Annotated in this window: 19 protein-coding genes and 1 pseudogene; 5 read left to right on the forward strand and 15 right to left on the reverse strand. The window is 54.0% G+C overall.

Annotation, left to right across the window (positions count from 1 at the left end):
* The 9 genes from ACTG33_RS08855 to grpE form a co-directional block, all read right to left on the reverse strand.
* Positions 1–1,303, reverse strand: a 1,303-nt coding sequence (locus tag ACTG33_RS08855) for an acetate--CoA ligase (protein WP_439134847.1), incomplete at its 3' end; no start/stop codon positions are given.
* 204 nt (positions 1,304–1,507) lie between these two features.
* Complete coding sequence (gene greA / locus ACTG33_RS08860; RefSeq protein ID WP_439134848.1) at positions 1,508–1,984, reverse strand: transcription elongation factor GreA; 477 nt, start codon at positions 1,982–1,984, stop codon at positions 1,508–1,510.
* Entirely contained in the window at positions 1,981–5,202 is a 3,222-nt protein-coding gene (carB, locus tag ACTG33_RS08865; protein WP_439134849.1) for a carbamoyl-phosphate synthase large subunit, read from the reverse strand. Before carB ends, greA begins: the two co-directional genes overlap by 4 nt.
* 140 nt (positions 5,203–5,342) lie before the next feature.
* A complete protein-coding gene (gene carA, locus ACTG33_RS08870) occupies positions 5,343–6,467 on the reverse strand; it encodes a glutamine-hydrolyzing carbamoyl-phosphate synthase small subunit (RefSeq protein WP_439134865.1) in 1,125 nt (374 codons plus the stop codon).
* A 582-nt stretch (positions 6,468–7,049) separates the two neighbouring features.
* Complete coding sequence (locus tag ACTG33_RS08875; RefSeq protein WP_439134850.1) at positions 7,050–8,597, reverse strand: methyl-accepting chemotaxis protein; 1,548 nt, start codon at positions 8,595–8,597, stop codon at positions 7,050–7,052.
* Positions 8,598–8,858: 261 nt separating this feature from the next.
* Positions 8,859–9,659, reverse strand: a complete 801-nt coding sequence (gene dapB / locus ACTG33_RS08880; RefSeq protein WP_439134851.1) for a 4-hydroxy-tetrahydrodipicolinate reductase — start codon at positions 9,657–9,659, stop codon at positions 8,859–8,861.
* A 57-nt stretch (positions 9,660–9,716) separates the two neighbouring features.
* On the reverse strand, positions 9,717–10,853 hold the full coding sequence (gene dnaJ / locus ACTG33_RS08885; protein ID WP_439134852.1) for a molecular chaperone DnaJ: 1,137 nt from the start codon (positions 10,851–10,853) through the stop codon (positions 9,717–9,719).
* Positions 10,854–11,010: 157 nt separating this feature from the next.
* Complete coding sequence (dnaK, locus tag ACTG33_RS08890) at positions 11,011–12,939, reverse strand: molecular chaperone DnaK (RefSeq protein ID WP_439134853.1); 1,929 nt, start codon at positions 12,937–12,939, stop codon at positions 11,011–11,013.
* Positions 12,940–13,161: 222 nt separating this feature from the next.
* The gene (gene grpE / locus ACTG33_RS08895) at positions 13,162–13,746 is read right to left on the reverse strand and encodes a nucleotide exchange factor GrpE (protein ID WP_439134854.1); all 585 of its coding nucleotides are present in this window, start codon (positions 13,744–13,746) and stop codon (positions 13,162–13,164) included.
* A gap of 255 nt (positions 13,747–14,001) precedes the next feature.
* On the opposite strand from grpE, the gene recN reads away from it, so the two are divergent.
* Positions 14,002–15,666 (forward strand): DNA repair protein RecN, encoded by a 1,665-nt coding sequence (gene recN, locus ACTG33_RS08900; protein ID WP_439134855.1) that lies wholly within the window; start codon positions 14,002–14,004, stop codon positions 15,664–15,666.
* 33 nt (positions 15,667–15,699) lie between these two features.
* On the opposite strand, the gene ACTG33_RS08905 is transcribed toward recN, so the two are convergent.
* On the reverse strand, positions 15,700–16,254 hold the full coding sequence (locus ACTG33_RS08905; RefSeq protein WP_439134856.1) for a hypothetical protein: 555 nt from the start codon (positions 16,252–16,254) through the stop codon (positions 15,700–15,702).
* 122 nt (positions 16,255–16,376) lie between these two features.
* Positions 16,377–16,784 (reverse strand): ferric iron uptake transcriptional regulator, encoded by a 408-nt coding sequence (gene fur, locus ACTG33_RS08910; protein WP_439134857.1) that lies wholly within the window; start codon positions 16,782–16,784, stop codon positions 16,377–16,379.
* A 140-nt stretch (positions 16,785–16,924) separates the two neighbouring features.
* Here fur and ACTG33_RS08915 point away from each other — a divergent pair, with 140 nt between their 5' ends.
* Complete coding sequence (locus ACTG33_RS08915) at positions 16,925–17,320, forward strand: outer membrane protein assembly factor BamE (RefSeq protein ID WP_439134858.1); 396 nt, start codon at positions 16,925–16,927, stop codon at positions 17,318–17,320.
* A gap of 153 nt (positions 17,321–17,473) precedes the next feature.
* Here ACTG33_RS08915 and ACTG33_RS08920 read toward each other — a convergent pair whose 3' ends face one another.
* Together ACTG33_RS08920 and ACTG33_RS08925 are read right to left on the reverse strand one after the other, a co-directional pair.
* Positions 17,474–17,806: an RnfH family protein gene (locus ACTG33_RS08920; protein ID WP_439134859.1), complete on the reverse strand. Its 333-nt coding sequence runs from the start codon at positions 17,804–17,806 to the stop codon at positions 17,474–17,476.
* 39 nt (positions 17,807–17,845) lie between these two features.
* Entirely contained in the window at positions 17,846–18,421 is a 576-nt protein-coding gene (locus tag ACTG33_RS08925; RefSeq protein ID WP_439134860.1) for a type II toxin-antitoxin system RatA family toxin, read from the reverse strand.
* 159 nt (positions 18,422–18,580) lie between these two features.
* Between ACTG33_RS08925 and ACTG33_RS08930 the strand changes: the two genes are divergently transcribed.
* The gene (locus tag ACTG33_RS08930; RefSeq protein WP_439134861.1) at positions 18,581–19,999 is read left to right on the forward strand and encodes a sodium-dependent transporter; all 1,419 of its coding nucleotides are present in this window, start codon (positions 18,581–18,583) and stop codon (positions 19,997–19,999) included.
* Between the two features lie 94 nt (positions 20,000–20,093).
* On the forward strand, positions 20,094–20,573 hold the full coding sequence (smpB, locus tag ACTG33_RS08935; RefSeq protein WP_439134862.1) for an SsrA-binding protein SmpB: 480 nt from the start codon (positions 20,094–20,096) through the stop codon (positions 20,571–20,573).
* A gap of 80 nt (positions 20,574–20,653) precedes the next feature.
* Here the strand turns inward: smpB and ACTG33_RS08940 are convergent, their stop codons facing one another.
* Positions 20,654–21,262 (reverse strand): LysE family translocator, encoded by a 609-nt coding sequence (locus ACTG33_RS08940; RefSeq protein WP_439134863.1) that lies wholly within the window; start codon positions 21,260–21,262, stop codon positions 20,654–20,656.
* A gap of 93 nt (positions 21,263–21,355) precedes the next feature.
* Entirely contained in the window at positions 21,356–23,752 is a 2,397-nt protein-coding gene (locus ACTG33_RS08945; protein ID WP_439134864.1) for a TonB-dependent receptor, read from the reverse strand.
* A gap of 427 nt (positions 23,753–24,179) precedes the next feature.
* Between ACTG33_RS08945 and ACTG33_RS08950 the strand changes: the two are divergent.
* Positions 24,180–24,527: pseudogene (locus ACTG33_RS08950) on the forward strand (sodium-dependent transporter); the annotation flags it as partial.

Consider the following 24,527-nt stretch of genomic DNA (forward strand, 5'->3'; position numbering starts at 1 on the left):
TTGCCGAGCCCGGCTTCAGATCCGTCGCACCCGGCAACGGCGTCAGCATATGAGCGCCGGTTTCGGTCTGCCACCAGGTATCCACAATCGGACAACGGCTTTCGCCCACCACGCGGTGATACCACTCCCAGGCTTCCGGATTGATCGGCTCGCCTACGGTGCCCAACAAGCGCAGGGATTCGCGATTGGTGTTTGTCACCATCTCATCTCCGGCTCCCATCAACGCACGGATGGCCGTAGGGGCGGTGTAGAAAATATTGACCTGATGCTTATCGACAATTTCCCAGCAGCGCGAAGCCGTTGGGTAGGTGGGCACCCCTTCAAACATCAGGGTAATGGCGCCATTGTTCAGCGGTCCGTAAACGATGTAGCTGTGACCGGTGACCCAGCCTACATCCGCGGTACACCAGTAGATTTCACCGTCTTTGTAGTCAAAGGTGTACTTGTGTGTCATGGCCGACTGCAACAAATAACCGGCCGTGGTGTGCAACACCCCTTTGGGTTTTCCGGTGGAGCCGGAGGTGTAGAGGATAAACAGCGGATCTTCCGCCGCCATAGGTTCGGGCGCACACTCTGCGGAAGCCTGAGCAACCGCCTCTTCGTACCACAGATCGCGGCCTTCCGACCATTCCACAGAACCACCGGTGCGCTTGACCACCACACAGGTATGCACGTTCGGGCACCCATCGAGCGCCTTGTCCGCATTCACTTTCAGAGGAATGGCTTTGCCTCCGCGCACGCCTTCATCGGCGGTGATGAGCACCTGACAGTCGGAATCCAGAATACGTCCTTGCAGAGCGTCAGGGGAGAAACCGCCGAAAACGATGGAGTGCACCGCGCCAATACGGGTACAAGCCAGCATGGCGTAAGCGGCTTCCGGAATCATGGGCATGTAGATGCAAACGCGGTCGCCCTTTTTAACGCCGCGGTCTTTTAGCACATTGGCCAGCTTACACACTTCTTCGTGCAGCTGACGGTAGGTGATGTTTTTGTCGTCGCTGGGGTCGTCGCCTTCCCAAATGATGGCGACCTGATCGCCGCGGGTCGCCAGATGGCGGTCAATGCAGTTCACGCTGACGTTCAATTCACCATCGCCAAACCAGCTTGCGGTTCCCTTGTGGAAATCAAACTCCTGAACCTTGCTGAAGGGCTTGCTCCAGGTCAGAAACTCATTGGCCTGTTCAGCCCAGAACGTATCCGGATCCTCCACCGACTGGCGATACATGGCGTCGTACTTTGCGCGATCAATCCAGGCGGTTTTGGCCGTTTCGGCCGGCACGGGGTAAACATGTACCTCTGACATAACAACTCCCTCAACTACTTATTAATATGTTTGCTTTAGACAGCTTGCTTATCTTTCTGATCGAACCATCATAAACCAGGGTTTTGGATTGCTAAACCCTACTTTAGTAGAGAGAAGACCAAACGAGTAGCGGGAAGGCAGAAACAAAAAAGGGCGAACCCTGAGGTTCGCCCTTTTGATAGCGCAGAACAGCTGACGTCAAAATCAGATGTACTTAACTTCGTCGATTTCGTACTCAACTTCACCGCCTGGAGTGCGAATGACGGCGATATCACCAATCTCTTTACCAATCAAACCCCGTGCGATGGGCGAATTGATGGAGATCTTGTTGATCTTAACATTGGCCTCATCATCGCCGACGATTTTATAGGTCACCGTCTCATCGGTATCCACGTTGACAATCACCACGGTAGTGCCAAAAATCACCTTCTCGCCTTTCGGCAACTGGGAGATATCAATCACCTGGGCACTGGCCAACTTGCCTTCGATCTCCTGAATACGACCTTCACAAAAACCCTGTTGCTCACGGGCAGCGTGATACTCGGCGTTTTCTTTCAGATCACCGTGCTCACGAGCCTCGGCAATAGCCTGAACAATGCGTGGACGTTCGACTTTTTTCAGGTTATCCAGCTCTTCACGCAAAGCGTTAGCGCCTTCAACCGTCATTGGAACTTTATTCATCCTGCAATTCTCCCGTGCAGCTCTTGTAAGCTGCGAACTTGCTGCTGCTGTCCGAAACGCAGAGCCATACACACCGCTGCCGCACCGGCAATGGTGGTGGTGTAGTAAACGCGGTGGTTTTCCGCACTGCGACGAATGGAAGCAGAGTCTTTAATCGCCTGCTTGCCTTCCGTGGTGTTAAACACCATGGAGATCTCGTCGTTTTTGATCATGTCCACAATGTGGGGGCGGCCTTCAATGACCTTGTTCACCACATCCACATTGAGACCGTGTCCGGCCAGGAACTTGGCGGTACCGCGGGTCGCCACCAGATCAAAGCCCAGATCCACCAAATCATTGGCAACCGGCAGCAATTCATCCTTGTCGCAGTCGCGCACACTGATAAACACGCGACCGGTGGTCGGGATCTCGTCACCGGCACCCAGCTGAGCTTTGGCGTAAGCTTCGGCAAAGGTATCGCCGACGCCCATCACCTCACCGGTCGACTTCATTTCCGGCCCCAGAATCGGGTCAACCGCCGGGAACTTGTTGAACGGGAACACCGCCTCTTTGACGCTGTAGTAGTTCGGCACGATTTCGGTGGTAAAGCCCTGATCGGCCAGGCTCTTGCCCGCCTGCACTCTGGCCGCCACTTTCGCCAGCGACACGCCGATGCACTTGGAGACGAACGGCACGGTACGGGAACCCCGCGGGTTAACCTCGATCACGTAGATCTCACCGCCCTGATAGGCCAACTGTACATTCATCAGACCAATCACGCCCAGCTCAACTGCCATCTTGCGCACTTGCTCACGCATTTCATCCTGAACACTGGCAGGCAGAGAGTACGGAGGCAAAGAACAGGCCGAATCGCCTGAGTGAACACCACACTGCTCAATGTGTTGCATGATGGCACCGATGACAACATCAGTACCGTCACAGACGGCGTCAATATCCACTTCAATAGCGGCATTGAGGAAGTGATCCAAAAGCACAGGGGCATCATCCGATACCTGTACCGCTTCGCGCATGTACTGGCGCAACTCTTCCTCTTTGTAAACGATCTCCATCGCGCGTCCACCCAGAACATAGGATGGACGGACAACCAGTGGATAACCCACTTGCACAGCCATACGCACCGCTTCTTCGGTGGAGCGCACAATGGCGTTCTCCGGCTGCTTCAAATCCAGACGCATCAGCATCTGCTGGAAGCGCTCGCGGTCTTCCGCGCGGTCGATGGCTTCCGGGCTGGTACCGATAATCGGCACGCCTTCGGCTTCCAGTGCACGGGCCAGCTTCAGCGGTGTCTGACCACCGAACTGCACGATCACACCTTTTGGCTTCTCTTTGCGCACGATTTCGAGCACGTCTTCCAGAGTCACCGGCTCAAAGTACAGGCGATCGGAAGTGTCGTAATCGGTGGAAACGGTTTCGGGGTTACAGTTAACCATAATGGTTTCGTAACCGTCGTCGCGACAGGCCAGAGCCGCGTGCACACAGCAGTAATCGAATTCGATACCCTGACCAATACGGTTCGGACCACCACCCAATACCATGATCTTTTCACGATCAGATGGCTCCGACTCGCACTCTTCCTCGTAGGTTGAGTACATGTAAGCCGTCGAGGTGGAGAACTCTGCCGCACAGGTATCCACACGCTTGTACACCGGGTGGATACCCAGCTTGTTGCGGTGACTGCGCAGGGTCTTCTCACTCACGCTCAACAACTCACCCAGACGTTTGTCAGAGAAGCCTTTGCGCTTCATACGGAACATCAGCTCTGCGGTGATCTCGGTCAGCGGCATGGCGGACAGTACCTGCTCAGACTTGATCAGGTCTTCAATCTGCACCAGGAACCAGGGGTCAATGGCGGAGATTTCGTAGACTTCGTCGACACTCATACCGGCGCGGAAAGCATCGCCCACGTACCAGATGCGCTCAGCGCCCGGCGTCGAAAGGTCGCGACGGATATGAGCCATGGCATCGTCGGAGTTCAGATCCACGATCGGCTCGAAGCCAGCGGAACCCACTTCCAGACCGCGCAGTGCTTTCTGTACCGATTCCTGGAAGGTGCGGCCAATGGCCATTACTTCACCCACAGACTTCATCTGGGTTGTCAGGCGCGCATCGGCATCGCCGAACTTCTCAAAGGTGAAGCGTGGAATCTTGGTGACAACGTAATCGATAGACGGCTCAAAAGAAGCCGGAGTCGCACCACCGGTGATATCGTTCTGCAATTCGTCCAGGGTGTAACCCACTGCCAGCTTGGCCGCCACCTTGGCAATCGGGAAACCGGTTGCCTTGGACGCCAGCGCCGACGAGCGGCTCACGCGAGGATTCATCTCAATCACCACCAGACGACCGGTTTTCGGATCCATGGCGAACTGAACGTTGGAACCACCGGTTTCCACACCGATCTCACGCAGTACCGCCAGTGAGGCGTTACGCATGATTTGCAATTCTTTGTCGGTCAGTGTCTGGGCAGGGGCCACGGTGATGGAGTCGCCGGTGTGCACGCCCATCGGGTCGAAGTTCTCAATGGAGCAGACGATGATGCAGTTGTCGTTCTTATCGCGAACCACCTCCATCTCATACTCTTTCCAGCCCAGCAGCGATTCGTCGATCAGCAGCTCATTGGTGGGCGACAGATCCAGACCGCGGGTACAGATCTCTTCGAACTCTTCCCAGTTGTAAGCGATACCGCCACCGGAACCACCCATGGTGAAGGACGGACGAATAATGACCGGGAAGCCAAACTTTTTCGGCACTTCCAGGGCTTCTTCCATGGAGTGCACAATGTCGGCACGAGCACATTCCAGACCGATGCGCTTCATGGCCTTGTCGAACAGATGGCGATCTTCCGCCATGTGAATGGCTTGCTGGTTAGCACCGATCAACTCGACGTTGTATTTATCCAGTACGCCATTGTCGTGCAGCGCCAGCGCGCAGTTCAGCGCCGTCTGGCCACCCATGGTCGGCAATACCGCATCCGGGCGCTCTTTCTCAATGATTTTTTCTACCGTGCGCCACTCGATGGGCTCGATGTAAGTCGCGTCCGCCATGGACGGGTCGGTCATGATGGTGGCCGGGTTGGAGTTCACCAGAATCACCCGGTAACCCTCTTCGCGCAGGGCTTTACAAGCCTGGGCGCCAGAGTAGTCGAATTCACAGGCCTGACCGATAACGATCGGCCCCGCACCCAGGATCAGAATACTTTGTATGTCAGTTCTTTTTGGCATGTTGTGCTCTATCTATCTCTCGGGTTGGATGTCTGATGTCGGATGAGGCGACCGCGGTGATGTTGACCCGGGTCTGCGCTGCATCTGACATCGAACCACGAACAAATGTCCTGTTGTTTGCGCTTTTATGTGCCGGCGTCTTAACGACGCTCCTGCATCAACTCAATAAAGTGATCAAACAACGGTGCGGCATCGTGTGGGCCTGGACTGGCTTCCGGGTGTCCCTGGAAGCTGAACGCGGGCTTGTCGGTACGATGAATCCCCTGCAGGGTGCCATCGAACAGTGACTTGTGCGTCACCTTCAGATTAGCAGGCAGGCTCGCTTCGTCTGCGGCAAAACCGTGGTTCTGGCTGGTAATCATCACAGTACCGTCTTCGATGTTCTGTACCGGGTGGTTGCCCCCGTGGTGACCGAGGCCCATCTTGACGGTTTTCGCGCCAGAGGCCAGAGCCAGCAGCTGATGCCCCAGACAAATGCCAAACACAGGAATGTCGGTTTCCAGAAACGTCTTGATGGCGTCGATGGCGTAATCGCAGGGTTCCGGGTCACCGGGACCATTGGACAGGAAGATGCCATCCGGATTCATCGCCAGAACGTCAGCGGCCGGGGTTTTGGCAGGCACAACCGTCAGATCACACCCGCGATCCACCAGCATCCGCAGAATATTGCGTTTCACGCCATAGTCGTAGGCCACCACTTTAAATTTGAACTCAGACGGAGTGACAAACCCCTGACCCAGCTGCCAGCTGCCCTCTTGCCAGGAATAGCTTTCCTGCGTGGTCACTTCTTTGGCCAGATCCAGACCTTTGAGCCCGCCGAAGTCTTTGGCTGCTGCCAGCGCCTGCTCTTCATCCACAGTGCCCGCCATGATGCAGCCTTTCTGAGCGCCCTTGTCACGCAGAATACGGGTCAGGCGACGAGTGTCGATGTCGGCGATGCCGAGAATGTTGCGCTGCTTTAGATATTCATCCAGAGACTGTTCGCTGCGGAAGTTGCTGGCCATCAACGGCAGATCACGAATCACCAGGCCGGCAGCCCATATGCGATCGCATTCTTCATCTTCGCTGTTGGTACCAGTGTTGCCGATATGCGGGTAAGTCAGCGTGACGATCTGCTGTGCGTAGGAGGGGTCGGTTAATATTTCCTGATAACCGGTCATTGCGGTGTTAAACACCACCTCTCCGGCGGAGATTCCATCAGCACCGATGGCGCTGCCGCGGAATACGCTACCGTCTTCAAGTACCAGGATGGCGGGTCTGTCCATCTGATGGGTAAGGGCACCAGTTGTCAAGTTAGACTCCTCATGTGTTTTGGCTTCATTTTCAGGCTGTATCGTACCGGCCATGGGGGCTGGCGGGCATTCACAGCAGTGGCGCTTTCGCGCTGTGCATTCATTTCTGTCGATCGATCTGACTGTCAGCAACCAGAGGCCGGTTCACTGGGTCGCGGCTTTTCACTAGCCCGAGCAACGCTGCCGCGCGATATCTGTCGCACGTTATGGGGTAGCTCGTTAAGCCACATACAGTGTCTGGGGTAGGAATTGTCCGGTCCGCTGCAAATAAGACAGTTGCAAAAAAGCGAGATGAAACCCTCGGCTTCATCTCGCTTCTGAATTATTTGCATCTCATAACCATCAACCAGTGTTGCTACCATCCCGCCCAGCTACTCACACGACTGTCAATCAGCCTGTTTTGCAGTGGAAAATGTAACAACCAGTCTAGTTCGCTTATGCGGCCTTGGCCAAGATCGATCTGAGGCGCGATTGTACGCGATTTGTCCTGCTTATGTCCAATGCCAGATGCCCCCTGAAGTGTAGCATCCGGCATGGACATGGTGACTCAGCGGATCAGATGCGGAACTGCTTAACAATCCCTTCCATCTTGGCAGCCATTTGCGCCAGAGAAGCCGTGCTGGAGGCAATTTCCACCGAGCCCTCGGAGGTTGAACGCGCCGCATCGGCGATGTTGTTCATATTGCGCTCCATCTCGCGGGTGGCGGCACTTTGCTCTTCCGAGGCACTGGCCATTTGGTTGGTTTTGTCTTTAATCGAACTGACGCCCTCGGTGATGGCATCCAATGAGCGGCTGGCCGCTTCAGCGTGCTCCACAGACTCACCGGCCTGAGTGGTGCCCTTGGCCATCATTTCGACCGCTTCCAGCGCACCGTTCTGCAGGCGCTCAATCATCTGCTGAATCTCCTGAGTGGAGCTCTGGGTACGGGACGCCAGGGTGCGAACCTCGTCAGCAACCACCGCAAAACCACGCCCCTGCTCACCGGCGCGGGCGGCCTCAATGGCGGCATTCAGTGCCAACAGATTGGTTTGCTCAGCAATACCGCGAATCACATCCAGCACCGAGCCGATGTTGTCACTCTCTTGCTGCAGCTTGTCGATCACCGCAGAAGCCGCATTGATGTCTTTGGACAGGCTCTCGATCTGCGCCATGGTTGCAGTCACAACACGATTGCCCTCTTTGGCCTCGGAATCTGCCTGCTCGGCGTTGTCGGCGGTCTGAGTGACGTTATGAGCCACATCTTCCACCACGGCGGCCATTTCACGCACCGCAGCCACAACCTGCTGAATCTCAGACTGTTGACTGACCACACCGCGCTCAGTCTCTTTTGCGGTGTCCGACAAGCGGGTGGCGCTGCCGTTCAGCTCGGTCGCGGTGGTAGAGAAATCAGAAATAATGTTGTGCACCCGGGCAATAAAGGTATTAAACCACTGCGCCAGCTGGCCCACTTCATCTTGGGAGTTGACCGGCAGACGGCGGGTCAGATCGCCCTCACCTTCAGCAATGTCACGCAACGCCCCGACCACCGCATTGATCGGCGTCACGATACTGGCCTGAATCAGATACGAAATCGCCGCAGCCAGAGCACTGATCACCAGCACCGTCGCCACCGAACTCCAGATCGCCGTACTGACAGCCTCATCCAGCTCGTCGAGGTGCACATCCATATAAATGGTTCCGGATCTCACACCGTCAGCCATAATGGGCTCAAACAACTCCAGGCTGCCCTCATCCACCGACACACTTTGGCTACCGGCCCGCCCAGGCAAGCCTGCAGGCATATCACCGGAGGTCTTCTTCTGACCTTTTACGTACCAGACAAAAGGCGTACCGTTTTCACCATAGATTACGGCCGACTCGACCCTGGCACTGTTGGACAGCGCCAACAGGGTGCTGCCCGCTGAAGCAGTATCGCCAAACGCCATGGCTCCTGCCGCACTGCTGCCCACAATCCGGGCCAGAGTCAGAGTATCTTTCTCAATGGCTTGTTTAACGCGACCAACCTCACTGTTGACGGAGACCACGCTTGAGACAACCACGGCGATGATGCTGGTGACGGTAACACCCAGCAGAACTTTCCACTTCAAGGACAAACTACGCATAATCATTCCAACTTAATGTTCAGTGATAGGATTAGCACGAGAGAACCGTGCTCTGCTTCACAATTTTATTTTTCCATTTCATTAGAGGTTATCGCGCAATCGCCAAAAATCTTTAGCCGCCAAATCAGATAAAACCGGCTCATAGCCAAGCGGGGAATGACGTGACCACTCACTTACCGCCCAGAGACTAAAAAACCCCTGCCGACACCATCGACAGGGGTTTTGAGAACCGCGTAAAGAGCAGGCTAAGCTATAACTTATTTACAGCCCCAGCACATCCTGCATGGAATAGAGGCCTGTTTTCTGCTCATTCAGCCATCCTGCCGCCCGCACCGCGCCGCGGGCAAAAGACATACGACTGGACGCCTTGTGGGTAATTTCCACTCGCTCGCCATCCGCCAGGAACATCACAGTATGGTCGCCCACCACATCACCACCGCGGACGGTGGCAAAGCCAATGGTTTCACGCTTGCGAGCGCCAGTCTGACCTTCACGACCGTACACAGCCACTTCGCGCAGATTGCGATCGACACCTTCAGCTACCGCTTCGCCCATAGCCAGAGCGGTACCGGAAGGGGCATCCACCTTATGACGATGATGCGCTTCGTAGATTTCGATGTCGTAATCGTCACCGAGGATTTCCGCCGCCTGCTTTAACAGTTTCAGGGTGACATTCACACCGGTACTGAAATTGGCCGCCTTGCACAGCGCCGTCTGAGCCTGATTGGCCAGCAGCTGCGTCTCCTCTTCTGGCGTAAAGCCGGTGGTACCGATGACGATTTTCTTGCCCGCTGCGGCACAGGCGGCTGCATTGGCGAGGGTTGCCACTGGCGCCGTAAAATCAATCAGCACATCAAAATCGTCGATGACGGCATTAATGTCACCGGCAATAGCGACGCCGTTTTTACCCAGTCCGGCCAGTTCGCCGGCATCCGCCCCCACCAGGGAGCTGTCAGGGCGCTCCAGCGCTGCCGTCAGCTCGACACCTTCGGCCAACGCCACGGCTTCAATCAGGGTTTTACCCATGCGCCCGGCGGCGCCAGTCACTGCAATTCTTACCATAACGGTTTCCTTAAAAGGCTGTGGGTCCCGTCATAACACCGAGAGCCCCGTCAGCCTTTAGATTTTCATGTCGCCAAAAAAGTTTTTCATTCCCTCAAACCAACTGTCCTGCTTGGGGGAGTTTTTATCGCCCTTCATCGACGCCTTAAACTCTTTCAACAAATCTTTCTGCTTGTTGCTCAGACTCACCGGAGTCTCAACAATCACGCGGCACATCAGATCGCCGGCACTGCCACCGCGAACCGGAGTCACACCCTTGCCACGCAGACGGAATAATTTACCGGTCTGAGTTTCCTGCGGCACTTTCAGCTTAACGCGACCATCCAGGGTGGGCACGTCCAGCTCGCCACCCAGTGCGGCATCCACAAAACTGATAGGCACTTCGCAGTACAGATTTTTGCCATCGCGCTCGAAGATCTCATGATCTTTCACCGACACCTGCACATACAGGTCACCCGCTGGGCCGCCATCCATGCCGGCTTCACCCTCTCCGGACAAGCGAATGCGGTCACCGGTATCGACACCCGGCGGCACTTTTACCGACAGGGTTTTGGTTTCTTCTACGCGACCCTGACCGTGACAATCGCCACAGGGATCAGAAATGATTGAGCCTTTACCGCGGCAGTTCGGACAGGTCTGCTGCACAGAGAAAAAACCCTGCTGCATACGCACCTGACCCATGCCACCACAAGTGGTACACGTCACCGGTTTGGTGCCCGCTTTCGCACCGGAACCATCACAGGTATTACACCCCACTAACGTTGGTACACGAATCTTGACCGAGGTACCACGAACGGCATCCTCCAGGTCCAGATCCAGGGTATAACGCAAATCGGAACCACGCGCCGGACCACCGCGACCACGGCCGCCGCCTCCGCCACCAAAAATATCCCCAAACACATCACCGAAGATGTCACTGAAGCTGCCGCCGCCACTGAAGCCACCGCCGCCGCCAAAACCACCCTGCTGATCAACACCGGCATGACCAAACTGGTCGTAGGCACTGCGTTTTTCAGCATTGGACAACACTTCGTAAGCTTCACTGGCTTCTTTAAATTTAGCCTCTGCTTCGCTGTCATCCGGATTGCGGTCCGGGTGGAACTTCATCGCCACACGGCGATAGGCTTTCTTCAGGTCGCCTTTGGTCACATCGCGATCGACCCCAAGGACTTCGTAGTAATCTCGTTTGGACATATTTCTCAGCCTGTAAGCGCTGTTGCTGTGTTTCTCTTAAACTTTACGATCTAAACGGTATCTCTAGACCTTGTTTTCTAAAGACAGAAAGCGCGGGACATGCCCGCGCTATCGTCAAAAGCTAATAACTTAAGCAGTTTATCGCCAAGCGCTGAACTTACTTATCGTCTTTCACTTCTTCAAACTCGGCGTCCACAACACCGTCATCAGCATCTGCTGCGTTATCGGCACCAGCGTCGGCACCTTCAGCAGCACCCGCCTGAGCGGCTTGCTCAGCGTAGAGTTTCTGAGCCAGAGAGCTGGAAGCTTCGGTCAACTTGGTCGTTGCAGCATCCATCGCTTCTTTGTCGTCGCCTTTAACAGCAGTTTCCGCTTCGGCCAGAGCCTCTTCAATGGCAGACTTCTCTTCGTCAGTCGCCTTGTCACCAGCTTCTTCCAGAGTCTTCTTGGTAGCACCAATCAGTCCATCCAGAGTATTGCGAGCGGTTACCAGCTCTTCGAACTTCTTGTCCGCTTCGGCGTTGGCTTCGGCATCCTGTACCATTTGATCGATCTCATCATCGCTCAGACCGGAAGAGGCCTTAATGACGATGGACTGCTCTTTGCCAGTGGCTTTGTCTTTCGCGCTCACGTTCAAGATACCGTTCGCATCGATGTCGAAAGTCACTTCAATCTGAGGCATGCCGCGCTGTGCAGGCGGGATGTCGGCCAGATCGAAACGGCCCAGAGATTTGTTCTGAGACGCTTGCTTACGCTCACCCTGTACCACGTGAATGGTCACAGCAGTCTGATTGTCTTCAGCAGTTGAGAACACCTGAGACTTCTTGGTTGGGATGGTGGTGTTCTTCTCAATCAGAGGAGTTGCCACGCCACCCATGGTTTCAATACCCAGAGTCAGAGGACTTACATCCAGCAGCAATACATCTTTCACGTCACCGGCCAGAACCGCACCTTGAATGGCAGCACCCATGGCAACCGCTTCATCAGGGTTAACATCTTTACGCGCGTCTTTGCCGAAGAACTCAGCCACTTTGGCCTGAACCATTGGCATGCGGGTTTGACCACCCACCAGAATCACGTCATCGATTTCACTGACTGACAGATCGGCATCGGCCAGAGCCATTTTCAACGGTGCCAGAGAACGAGTCACCAGCTCTTCAACCAGAGATTCCAGCTTGGAGCGAGTCAGCTTAACGACCAAGTGCTTTGGACCGGTCGCATCAGCCGTAATGTACGGCAGGTTCACTTCGGTCTGCTGTGAAGAAGACAGCTCAATCTTCGCTTTCTCAGCAGCTTCTTTCAAACGCTGCAGGGCCAGCGGATCGTTGTGCAGATCGATGCTGTTTTCTTTCTTGAACTCGGCCGCCAAATATTCAATCAGGCGCAAGTCGAAGTCTTCACCACCCAGGAAGGTGTCACCGTTGGTGGCCAGCACTTCAAACTGATGCTCACCATCCACATCAGCAATTTCAATGATGGAAATATCGAACGTACCACCACCCAGGTCGTAAACCGCAATGGTGCGATCGCCCTGTGCTTTGTCCATGCCGTAAGCCAGTGCCGCAGCGGTTGGCTCGTTAATAATACGCTTAACGTCCAGACCGGCAATCTTACCGGCATCTTTGGTCGCCTGACGCTGAGAATCGTTGAAGTAAGCCGGCACGGTAATGACCGCCTCGGTCACCGTCTCGCCCAGATAATCTTCAGCGGTTTTCTTCATTTTCTTCAGGACTTCGGCAGAAATCTGTGGCGGCGCTTTTTTATCGCCCTTGATTTCTACCCAGGCATCACCGTTGTCAGCCTCAACAATTTTGTAAGGCACCATGGAGATGTCTTTCTGTACAACGTCGTCTTTGTACTTACGACCAATCAGACGCTTAACCGCGAACAAAGTATTGCTCGGGTTAGTCACAGACTGACGCTTGGCGCTCTGACCGACCAGAATTTCACTGTCGTCAGTAAAGGCAACAATGGAAGGGGTTGTACGATCGCCTTCAGCGTTCTCAATAACCTTGGCTTTGCCACCCTCAAGTACAGATACACATGAGTTGGTTGTACCCAGGTCGATACCAATGATTTTACCCATTTCGATAATCTCCGAAAATTCGAGCCTGCAACACCGTGCAGGGCTTGTTAAAACATTTCTCAACCAGTCTCGACTGGCTGTTTCTCAAACTGTTGGTTTCTATATTGGCGCGACTGTCTGTTTTTCAACCCTGAGCGTGAGTTTTTTTCATCGCTCCAACACCCGCGCAAGCAGAAATACCTGTTTTTTAAACAAGAACTCTGCTTTCTCAAACAAGAACTCTTACTTGGCAACCACGACCATTGCCGGACGAACCAGACGACCGTGCAGGGTATAACCCTTCTGGAACACATTGATCACGGTGTTCGGCTCAGCGTCCGGGCTTTCTACCATGGTCATGGCCTGATGCAGCTGCGGGTCGAAAGGCTCGCCCACCGGGTTCAGCGCTTCGATCTTGTGCTTGGTCAGGGTGTCCTGAAAAGACTTCAGCGTCAGCTCAATGCCTTCAACCACTGGCTTCAGCGACTCATCGTCGACATTCATTGCGTCCAGCGCCCGCTCCAGGTTATCGATCACCGGCAGCAAGTCACTGACCAGCTTTTCCTGACCGAATTTGTGGGCTTTTTCCACATCCTGCTCGGCGCGGCGACGTGCATTCTGGGCTTCCGCCTGTGCACGCAACTCCTGCTCTTTGGCCTCAATCAGCTGCTGATTGAGGCTCTCGATTTCGGCCTGAACCGCGTCTACTGTAGGCGCTTCGCCAGCACCGGACTCATTACCGGCTTCGGCCTGTTCGGCTGCTTTCTTCTCGGCAGCCTCAGCGGCTACCTCTTCCACTTCGGGGGATGTCTGCTGTTCGTCTGACACACTGAACTCCGTATACCAAGATGATTCATAGGGTTATTCATAAGACCTGCTGCCAATATGGGGCCGCCCGGATATCTTTCAAGGGCTCCCAAACATCTTTCGGGCACATCCGACATCTTTCAGAGGGAGTAGAGCGCAAGTTTCATAGGGAGTAGCGCACAAGGGATTTGCCTGCACCGTAAAACTACTGTACAAATAAACATGGTTAAATGATAAATTCCCACCCACAACCGTCTTTGCGTCAGGAGTAATACCATGCTGACCCACCTCAGCGTTCAGAACTTCACCCTGGTGGATGCCCTTGAGCTCGAACTCAACCGCGGCATGACCGCCATCACCGGCGAAACCGGTGCCGGCAAATCCATCCTGCTGGATGCCCTGGGACTGACGCTGGGCGATCGGGCCGATCCGGATCGGGTCAGACACGGCCGGCAACGCGCCGACATTTGCGCCACCTTTGACGTTTCGGACATCCCCCGCGCCCGCCAGTGGCTGGACGACCACGATCTGGACAGCGACAGCGATTGCCTGCTGCGCCGGGTAGTGACCCGTGAAGGACGCTCCAGAGGTTACATCAACGGCCAGCCGGTACCGCTGGGGCAACTCAAAGAACTGGGCGAGATGCTGATCGATATTCACAGCCAGCACGCTCACCAGTCACTCCTGAAAAAAGACACTCACCGCCGCCTGCTGGACGACTACGCCAACCACCAGTCGTTGGCACGACAGTGCAAAACCCTCTACCGCGATTGGCAGGAAGCCCAAAAACACTTTGAAGAGTGGCGGGACAACGCCGAAGAAATCACTGCCCGCACCCAACTTCTGCGCTATCAGGTTCAGGAACTGGACGCTTTGGCACTGGAAGACAACGAACTGGAGGCCATGGAGGCCGAACAGCGGCAATTGGCCAGCGCCGACACCCTGCTGCAAAACAGCCAACTGGCCGCACAGATCTGTGACGACGAGGAAGGTGGACTGCTCACCACGCTGGGCAAAGCCCTGCACCTGCTGCAGGACCTGAACGACAAACCCCAGGCATTGTGTAGCGCCGAAGAGCTGCTGCTCAGCGCCCAAATCCAGATTCAGGAAGCTCAGAGTGAAATTAACCACCACATCGACAGCTTCGAGATGGACCCCGAGCGACTGACGTTTATCGAGGAGCGCCTGTCCAGCTGTTACGACATCGCCCGCAAACACCGAATCTCTCCCTCGGAGCTACAAACACTGCATCAGGATCTGGCCAATGAACTGGAACAACTGGACGGCAGCGAGGGCCAACTGGATGAACTGGAGGCCCAAGCTACAGCCTGCCAGTCCGCTTATATGGCTTGCGCCGAAAAGCTGTCCAACCAGCGCCACAAGGCCGCCAAACAACTGCAAAAAGCCATCAATGAACAACTGCACGCACTCGCTATGCAGAACGCGCAACTGGCCATCCAGCTGCACAGCAGCCCTGAGCACGCCAGCCCACACGGACTGGATGACATCGAGTTCTTAATCAGCACCAACCCCGGCCAAAGCCCCAAAGCACTGGCTAAAGTGGCGTCCGGCGGCGAGCTGTCTCGCGTCAGCCTGGCCATTCAGGTGGTGACCGCACGCAGCTCCACCACCCCCACCCTGGTGTTTGACGAAGTGGATGTGGGCATCGGCGGCGCCACCGCTGACGTGGTAGGTGATCTATTACGTCAGCTGGGCCATCAGGGACAGGTACTGTGCGTCACCCACTTGCCGCAGGTTGCCAGCAAAGGACATCAGCATCTGCAGGTGCACAAGGAAACCGACAAGACATCAGCTCAGACGGCACTGATTCAGCTCAATGGGGATGACAAGATTATGGAGATTGCGCGCATGATGGGCGGGGCTCAGATGACGAAACAAACCATCGCCCACGCGCGAGAAATGTTGGAAATGGCAGATTAAGACTGCCATAACAGACCAAACCTCTTTAGAAGATCAAGCCTCGGCAGAGGAATCCGCTGGAGAGTCTTTAGGCTCACCGCGCAACTGCTCATACTGATCCGGATCGACAAACATCAATTTAAAAATGATGTCTTCCTTCTTGCCCGGCTCAATACAGACAACCAGCACATTATACTGCTCATCAATCTTTACCACACCCGGCTGGTGCACCAGCGTACCGCCGGTTGCCTGATTGGTGAGGATATTCAGATCTTTCTTGGCCTTGATGGTTTGACCGATTTGATTCAGCATCGCTTTCAAAACCGCTTCAAACACCGGAAACCCAAATCCGCCACCTTTGAACTCGGAGTAATCCAGCTCCAGTGACATGGGCACTTCCAGAGAATCTTGCACCTCTCCTTCGGCGTTTTTATTGGTCAGCGTCAAGGCACCCAAAGGGATTCGCTTGCCATGCTTCAGATCTTTTAACAGCGCCTTGGCTTTATCCGCAGGCTGTTTAACAAACGCCTGATGCATGATGCCACAACCGAGATCCAGCACCTGAACCATGTTGAGATTAAATTTTTTGGGGGTTTGAGCGTCGCTCATAAGGAGGGGTACCTCTTTGATACGTAGGGATCTAGCCGTACGTTTGTTGTTATTAAAATATCAAATCCGCGCAGAACAGGCTTTTACAAGCCCGAGCATCTGTCTCGGGCTTGCTGTATTGATCAGGCCTTGGGCTTAACGTAAAGCACCAGGCTATGACCGGTAATGTCATAACCATGCTTCTCAGCAATCGCCACCTGCAGCTTTTCAATCTCATCGTTGTGAAACTCGATGACCTTGCCAGTTTCCACACAAACCATGTGGTCATGATGGTCGCCACGGTCCAGTTCAAAAACTGAATGCCCGCCATCAAAGTTGTGGCGTTCCACCAGTCCCGCGGTTTCAAACTGGGTCAAAACGCGATAAACCGTTGCCAGCCCTACATCTTCATCCGCTTCCATCAATTGCTTGTAAACGTCTTCCGCGCTCAGGTGACGTTGATCCGAGGCCTCAAGCATCTGCAAAATTTTGACACGAGGTAAAGTTACTTTTAAACCTGCTTTACGCAGTTCCTGGTTTTGATCCGCCATGATTGCCTCTAATTCGAATGTTCTATGTCAAAATCTGAATGTTAAGCCAAGTGTTTCCGGAAAATACTGCCGGAAGTCTTCTCAGCGTCGCCAATGATCAGGTATTATCCCCGTTCACTCTACCTTGTGGAACCCCTGCTATGCAAAAACACGTACGACGCCTCTTTCTCGCCACTTCACTGCTCTTACTGGCCGGCTGCCAGTACTTTCAGTTCCCAGGCGTGTACAAAATTGACATCCAGCAGGGCAACATTGTGACCCAGGAGATGATTGACCAGCTGAAGCCAGGCATGACCAAACGTCAGGTTCGTTATGTTATGGGCACACCGCTGATCGAAGATACCTTCAACCCTAACCGCTGGGACTATTATTACAGTATGGCTCCGGGCAAGGGAGAGCTGGTTAAAGAGCGCGTGAGCATCTATTTTGAAGGCGACTCACTGTCTTACTTCAGTGGCGATTACTCTCCCTCTGCTGCCACTTCAAATGCAGCAACCTCAGAGACAACCGACACCTCGACAGAAGCCAGCGAGTAACGGCTTCTTTCTAGCTAGCTCTTATAAGCAACTAAGCATCTGACTTAACATCCGCTGATGCATAAGCGGCTGCCTCAACAGGTTAGCCGCTTGCGACGGCCCCTCTGTTAACGACGCGCTTATCTTTTAAAACAGGCTCATCTTGTAGGCAGGCTAGCCTTCTTTTTCTGCAGCCTGTTTGGCTTTTGCAGCGCGCTTGCGGCGAACCTCTTTCGGATCCGAGGTCAACGGCCGATAAATTTCCACCCGGTCTCCCGGATGCAATTCGTGCTCGTTCGCCTTTTTCAGACCTTTTGTCCCCAAAGCTTGCCCAAAGATGCCCATCTTGGCCGTTTCGTAGTCGATGCCCGGAAACTCTTTTTCCAGGCCAGAGCGCTTCGCTGCCTGCAAGGCTGTTGTTCCCGGCTGCACCAGCAACTCGACAATCTTTTGTTTTTTCGGCTCGGCGTAAGCCACTTCAACCGTAATCATTTCTATATCAGACATATCAATCCCCATCCGGCATTGCGTTAACCGGTCAGCCTGCTAACCATAAACCTGCTGAGCGCGACGGCAAAGACCATCGACCAGCTCATTGGCCACCGACTCAAACCACTTGCCTGCGGCTCTGGCCACCAGACCATTGGCAAATTCAAATTCCAGATCCAACGACACCTTACAGGCGTTTTCCGCCAGTGCCCGAAAGCTCCACACACCTTTCAACTGCCGAAACGGACCTTCCACCAATCGCATATCCATGGATTGCGGTGCGATCAGATGGTTGCGAGTGGTAAAGCTGTAGCGCATACCCATCTTGCTTAGATCCAGTCGCGCAGTAATTTCCGTCTCACTACGCTCCAGCACCTCGGCCCCAACACAGCCATCCATATAGTGCGGATAAGCTTCGATATCATTGACCAAATCGAACATCTTCTGGTCAGAATAGGCCACGAGGGCGCTGCGATGTATTTCAGTCACTGGGGCTCCGTCTGCGTCTTGCAAGGTCAGCATCATTGGCGGCCGATTGTAGAGACTCACCGTACACTTGCCAAGAAGCTCAACTCTCGCAGCCCCCGAGGCTGCAATACTGGAACACTGGCCGCCAAAGTTGCTAATATCCAACCATACTATTCAGTAGCAGGCTTTAAAACCGACAGTAGCAGACCTTATAACTGAAACTCACTCTGGATAACGCAAAACGACTCCAGATGATGAGTCAACACACCGGGCCTGCACTGAACATGCCTCACCAATAAGCAACACGACAACAAAGAGATCAGCATGGCAACATCACGGGAACAGTTTGGCTCACGCCTTGGGTTTATTTTGGCTGCAGCAGGTTCTGCTGTCGGTATTGGCAACCTGGTGGGTTTTCCTGTCAATGCCGCCAAAAACGGCGGCGCCGCCTTTTTGCTCCTCTACGCCGTCTTTGTGGGTTTAATTTGCCTGCCAGTGATGATGGCAGAGCTGGGCGCAGGCCGAAGCAGCCGCAAGAACCCGCTGGGCGCCTATCAACATTTCTCCCAGGGCAGATCTCTGTGGTCCATTGGTGGCTGGCTGGCATTGATAACGCCTTACATGATCGCGGTCTTTTACGCGGTCATTACCCTGTGGGTACTGGGTTACCTGGTTGCTATCGTCAGCGGCGACCTGTCGGCACTCACCAATCCCGATTATTTTGGTGACTTTATCGACAGCCCGCTGGTCTTTGTGTACCTGGCCATCATTGCCGGCCTCGTCGGCACCATTCTGCATTTCGGGGTAAAAGAAGGTATCGAGCGCGGCGCCAAGATCATGATGCCCGCCCTGTTTGTGATGCTGTTGGGCCTGGTCGCCTTTGTCCTGACCCGAGACAACGCCATGCTCGGGGTCAAGTACTACCTGATTCCGGACATCAGCAAGATCAACGCCCAGGTCATCAATGGCGCCATGGCCCAGGCCTTTTTCTCACTGTCACTGGGCATGGGGATTATGATCACTTACGGCTCCTACATGGATCGCCAAAACAGCATTCCCGGATCCGCCAAGATGGTCGCACTGGCCGATACCGGCGTCGCTTTTACCGCCGGCCTGCTGGTGCTACCCGCTATCTTCTCCTTCAACCCGGACACCAACCCCGCCGACCTCTCCGACTCTTCCGTCTCCCTGATCTTTACCTTCCTGCCGAAAATCTTCCTCGCCATGCAAGCCTCGGTAGGCTATTGGGGAGCCAGTCTGGTAGCTGCCGTCTTCTTCTTGCTGGTGTTCTTCGCTGCACTGACCTCTCTGGTGTCCATTATTGAAGTACCCGTCTCCGGCGTTATGGATCAGAAAGGCTCTACCCGCAATCAAGCGCTGGCCGGTGTGGGACTGACCATGGTATTAGTCGCACTGGCCTGTACCGTCTCCTTCGGCATCGTGGACTTTCTTACCCACTTTATCTCCTATGGCGGTGGCGGACGCTCCTTCTTCGATCTGGTTTACGATGTCTTCTACGACACCATCCTGCCGCTGAACGGCTTTATGATCTGCCTGCTGGTGACCTATCGCTGGAAAAAAGCCGGCCTCAATGAAGAGCTGGAACACGGCGCACCGGACTTTAAAGGCTCTCTGCTGGAACGCTACAGCAATTTTGCCCTGAGCACGTTTATCCCGCTCATTCTGCTGTTCGTCTTTATCAACACCGTGCTGAACAAGTTTTTTGAAATGAGCCTGATCTAGGGCTCTCTTAAGACACCCTATTCCAGGATTCCCACGCTAAACGGGCTCATAAATCGGTATCCAGTCGAGCGGCGAATCGATATAATCCGCCGCCATGGCCAAGAAGAAATCCAAAAAGCCCTCCGGCAACACAATCGCGCTCAACAAAAAAGCACGCTTCGACTTCCATTTATCGGATAAGTACGAGGCGGGTGTCTCCCTGAAAGGTTGGGAAGTGAAGAGTTTGCGGGAAGGCAAAGTGCAAATTGTCGACAGTCACGTGTTCTTCAAGAACGGCGAGGCCTGGCTGCTTAACGTCCAGATTTCTCCGCTGAACACCGTCTCAACCCACTTTGTGGTTGAACCGACTCGCCAACGCAAACTGCTGCTCAAGCGCAAAGAAATTGCCAGATTGCAGCAGGCCGTCGAGCAGAAAGACTACACCTGTGTCGCCACCGCGCTCTACTGGAAAAACCATCTGGTGAAATGCGAAATCGCGCTGGCGAAAGGTAAGAAGATGCATGACAAGCGCGAGACCGAAAAGCAGCGGGACTGGGCAAGAGAGAAACAACGCCTGTTTCAAAAGCCCGCCTGATCCATTAAAAGCCAGTCCACGCGACTGGTTTTTTCGTTCTGCAATCGACCTTTTTCGCTCCGCACTTGACGACGCTGACTCTATTGCAGAAGCACCCTTACCGCGACCAACACCAGCAGCAATCCGAAAACCCGCTGCAGAGCCTCCGCATTGTTTCTGAGCTTCGCCATCACCTTCGGGTGAGACACCATCACCACCACCACCAGATACCAAAGCGCATCCACCGAGGCTGACACTCCGGCCATGCCCAGCTTTTGGAGCAGAGGTGTTTCCAGCGTCACAAACTGGGTGTAAACCGCAAGAAAGAAAATCGCCAGTTTGGGATTCAGAAACGCCGTCAGAAACCCGGTCACCACGCCCTGGCGGGATGACACCGTATGCTCGCCTTCGGCCTCACCGAACGCCATCGGCGAACGAAAAGACTGATAAGCCAAGAACAACAGGAACGCCGCGCCCAACCAGCGCAGACCATCAAACAACCACGGCGTCTGCTGCACCACCACCGCCAAACCCAGCGCGGCCAGCAAGGCGTAAGCCCCCACCCCCACACCATGAGCCACCGCAGCAATCGCCCCCTGACTGCGACCGCCCTTCATGGTTTGCTCGATCATTACTGCCAAACTCGGGCCCGGGCTGGCGGCACCGAGGAAACACAAGCCAGCCAGGGTGAGCCATTCGATTAAAGTCACAGACTCTCCTATTTTTCTCTCTCACACATAAATACTTCCCAACCAAAAAAAGGGCCCGAAAGGCCCTTTTAAACTTAACTCAAGTCGCCGTAATTAGAACGACTTGCGCAAAGTTACCCCGAGAGTTCTCGGCTGATTGGTGTTATACGCTAAACGCGCACGGCCACCACGCTCACGATCGAAGGACAGGTCTGCATTTTCATCCGTGATGTTATTCACGTAAACCAGAGCCTCCCAGCTTTCGTAGATCACACCGGCATTCAGATTGAACGTTTGATAAGACGGTAACTGCAGATCGAGACTGGTCACTTCATTACCCGTAGCGCCACCAAATGCTATCCCGGAAACAAAGTCGCCCGCACCAGGAACCTGATCGCCAGGCTGAGTGTATCGATCGCCGGTGTACTGCCAGGATAGAGAAATGTAGGTCTCTGTGGCATCAAACAATGGATCAGCAAAGGTATAAGTACCAGCAAAGGCAAACTGCTCTTCTGGTACTGATGCCAGACGATTACCGTCTTCCACACCGCCCAGAACATCACCATTCGAATCGGTCACAGTGGAATCAAATTCAGCTTCCAGGATGCTACCAGAGAACGACAAGTACAGACCGTCCGTCGCTTGCAGACCCATTTCAAATTCAACACCCATGGAATGCGCTTCTGGAACGTTGAAAGAAATACGCGAGGAACACGTGCCGGCATCCAGAGTGACTTGCAGATCCTCAATATCGGCGTAGAAGGCTGCGGCATTCATGGTGAATGCACCCCAGTTACCCTTGAAACCAAATTCATAGTTCCACATGGTTTCATCGTCATACGCCTGGAAACCACCAAAGGTTGCCAAGTCGTTACCGCTACACAGACTGGCGTTTAGCGGATCGTTTACACCACCGAGGCGGAAACCCTGAGAAGCCTGTGCGTTCAAAACCACCTCTTCACTCAGGTCATAACTCGCCATGATGCGAGAAGTGAAACCGTCTGAAGCTGTCTTATCTTCCTGCAAAGCATCACTGTTGGAAAAGATACCGCCACTTTTGAAAGTACGCTCTTCTTCATAATCGTACCAGCGACCGCCCACAGTCATGTGCAGTCGATCGGTAATATCGAAATTGATTTCACCAAAAACTGCCAACTGGGTCAGATTGTAAGGTAAATCAGCGTTGTACGGTGAGTTAGCAGGAAAGCCGTTGGCTGCAGCCGCTGAAGTACCAGCCCCCAAAGTTGCGTCTGCAAAAGCATCGTAACCGGGAGTGGGCAAGCGCTGCTCATACTTGCGATCAGTGTCTGAGTAGAAAACACCACCCAACCACTGGAAAGCGCCATCGTTGTTGGAGCTGATACGGAATTCGTTGGTGTATTGCTCAACAGTGGTTGTATCTTTCAGGTTGGAAGGCAACAGAATCGCTGCATCCGGGAAACCCAAATCGTAGGACACACTGCCGCTCAAGGCGCTGGCATCACGACTGACCACAATTTCACGATCTGTGTAAGTTCCCACATAGGTTAAGTCGAATGGCTCCAGACTCCACTCAACAACCACATCCGCGATCAGTGTTTCGTCTTCAAACCCTTCATCCAACAGCAGGTATTGCTCACGCTCATCCAGGTCAATAGCAGGACGTGTGGTGGTGTAGGGGTTGGCAAACATGTTGTAGACTTCTTGACGGTTGAAGCCATCCATATCAATCTTTTGATAAACCACTCGCGGAGTGATGCTCAGAGTGTCAGTAGGTGTCCACGCCAACGCGACACGTCCACCCGCACGGTTACCGCCGTTTACATCTTCTTTCTTACTGCCACCTTCACCGAGAGCATCAATAAAACCAGCGTACTCTGTGGTATAGCCCACCATTCTCAAGGCCAAAGTATCGTCAACCAGAGGAATGTTAACCATACCTTTTAGGTGTCCACCTTCTTCACCATCAGTAACGGTATTCAGGTTCGCTTCGATGGCACCTTCAAACTCATCCACTGTCGGCTGATTGGTGATATAACGAACGGTACCACCCATAGAACCGGAACCGAAAAGCGTCCCCTGAGGACCGCGCAAGGTTTCTACGCGATTCAGATCAAACAAATCCAGATCTGGAGTAAACAGCGACAGCGAGATCACACTTTCATCAAGGTATACACCCACTTGCTCTTTCACGCCCGGCTGGTCACGAACAATCTGACCGGCAGATACGCCGCGGATTGCAACCTGACTTTGACCAGGCCCCAGGTTCTGGATCGTCAGACCGGCAACGTTACGAGACAGATCTTCCAGGCTGTTGGCGCCTGAACGCTGGATATCTTCCTGAGTTTGAGCATTAATGGAAAAAGGCAAATCCTGAATATTGGAATCACGCTTGGTGGCTGTTACAACCACTTCTTCCAGCGCACCTCTTGGCTGTGCCTGAACGCCTACACTCACAACAGCCCCAATAAAAGCTGGTAAAAGCGCGCGCGCAAAAGATGACTGCTTTTCTTTTCTCTGCAGATTAGACATGAATGTCTCCTCAAAATGATTTATATCCCTTTGAAACAGGGCTTATCTTTTTTATAACCACCGCTGTATATATAGCTCATATTGGCTATTTTTCACCCTATCGGTTGATACCGTGTAGAGTGTTCATGGTATTTTGGCAGTATAAAACCGGCGCATTAGACCCAATTAAAACAACTGTTTCAATGCAAAAAGCTGACTGGCCAGTCCCGACCAGACGAGAGAATCGAAACATCCTCTCGCCCAGAGCTGGACAGAAACACGCGTTTGAATAACACTTGAACCCATATCCCCTCTGCACGCACAATACCCGTTTACCAGTGCTCCCACCCCAGCTCGAAGAGCGGACAGGAACGCTCTCCACAAGAACTTTCCAAAGCTCCCATAAGAACGATCAGAGCTTCGACAGGAACTAGCACAGAGCTTCGGCATGGCATCCAGAGAACAGTTTTCATCCAAATTCGGATTTATTATGGCCGCGGCGGGTTCCGCCATTGGCCTGGGGAACATCTGGGGGTTTCCCACCCAGACCGCCAGCAACGGGGGTGCCGCCTTTGTGGTGATCTACTTCCTGATGGCTTTCGCCCTCGCCTACCCGGCACTGATGGCCGAGCTGATCATTGGTCGCCACGCCAAATCGAACATCCTCACCGCCCTGCGGGGTATCGCCCCCAACAAAGCCTCACGCATTCTCGGTACGGGCGTCGGTATTTACGGGGTGATTATTGCCAGCCTGATCCTCAGTTTTTACGGCATCGTGGCCGGCTGGATGCTGTGC

The sequence above is a fragment of the Pseudomaricurvus sp. genome (genome assembly GCF_965662505.1).
Taxonomy (GTDB): Bacteria; Pseudomonadota; Gammaproteobacteria; order Pseudomonadales; family Cellvibrionaceae; genus Pseudomaricurvus.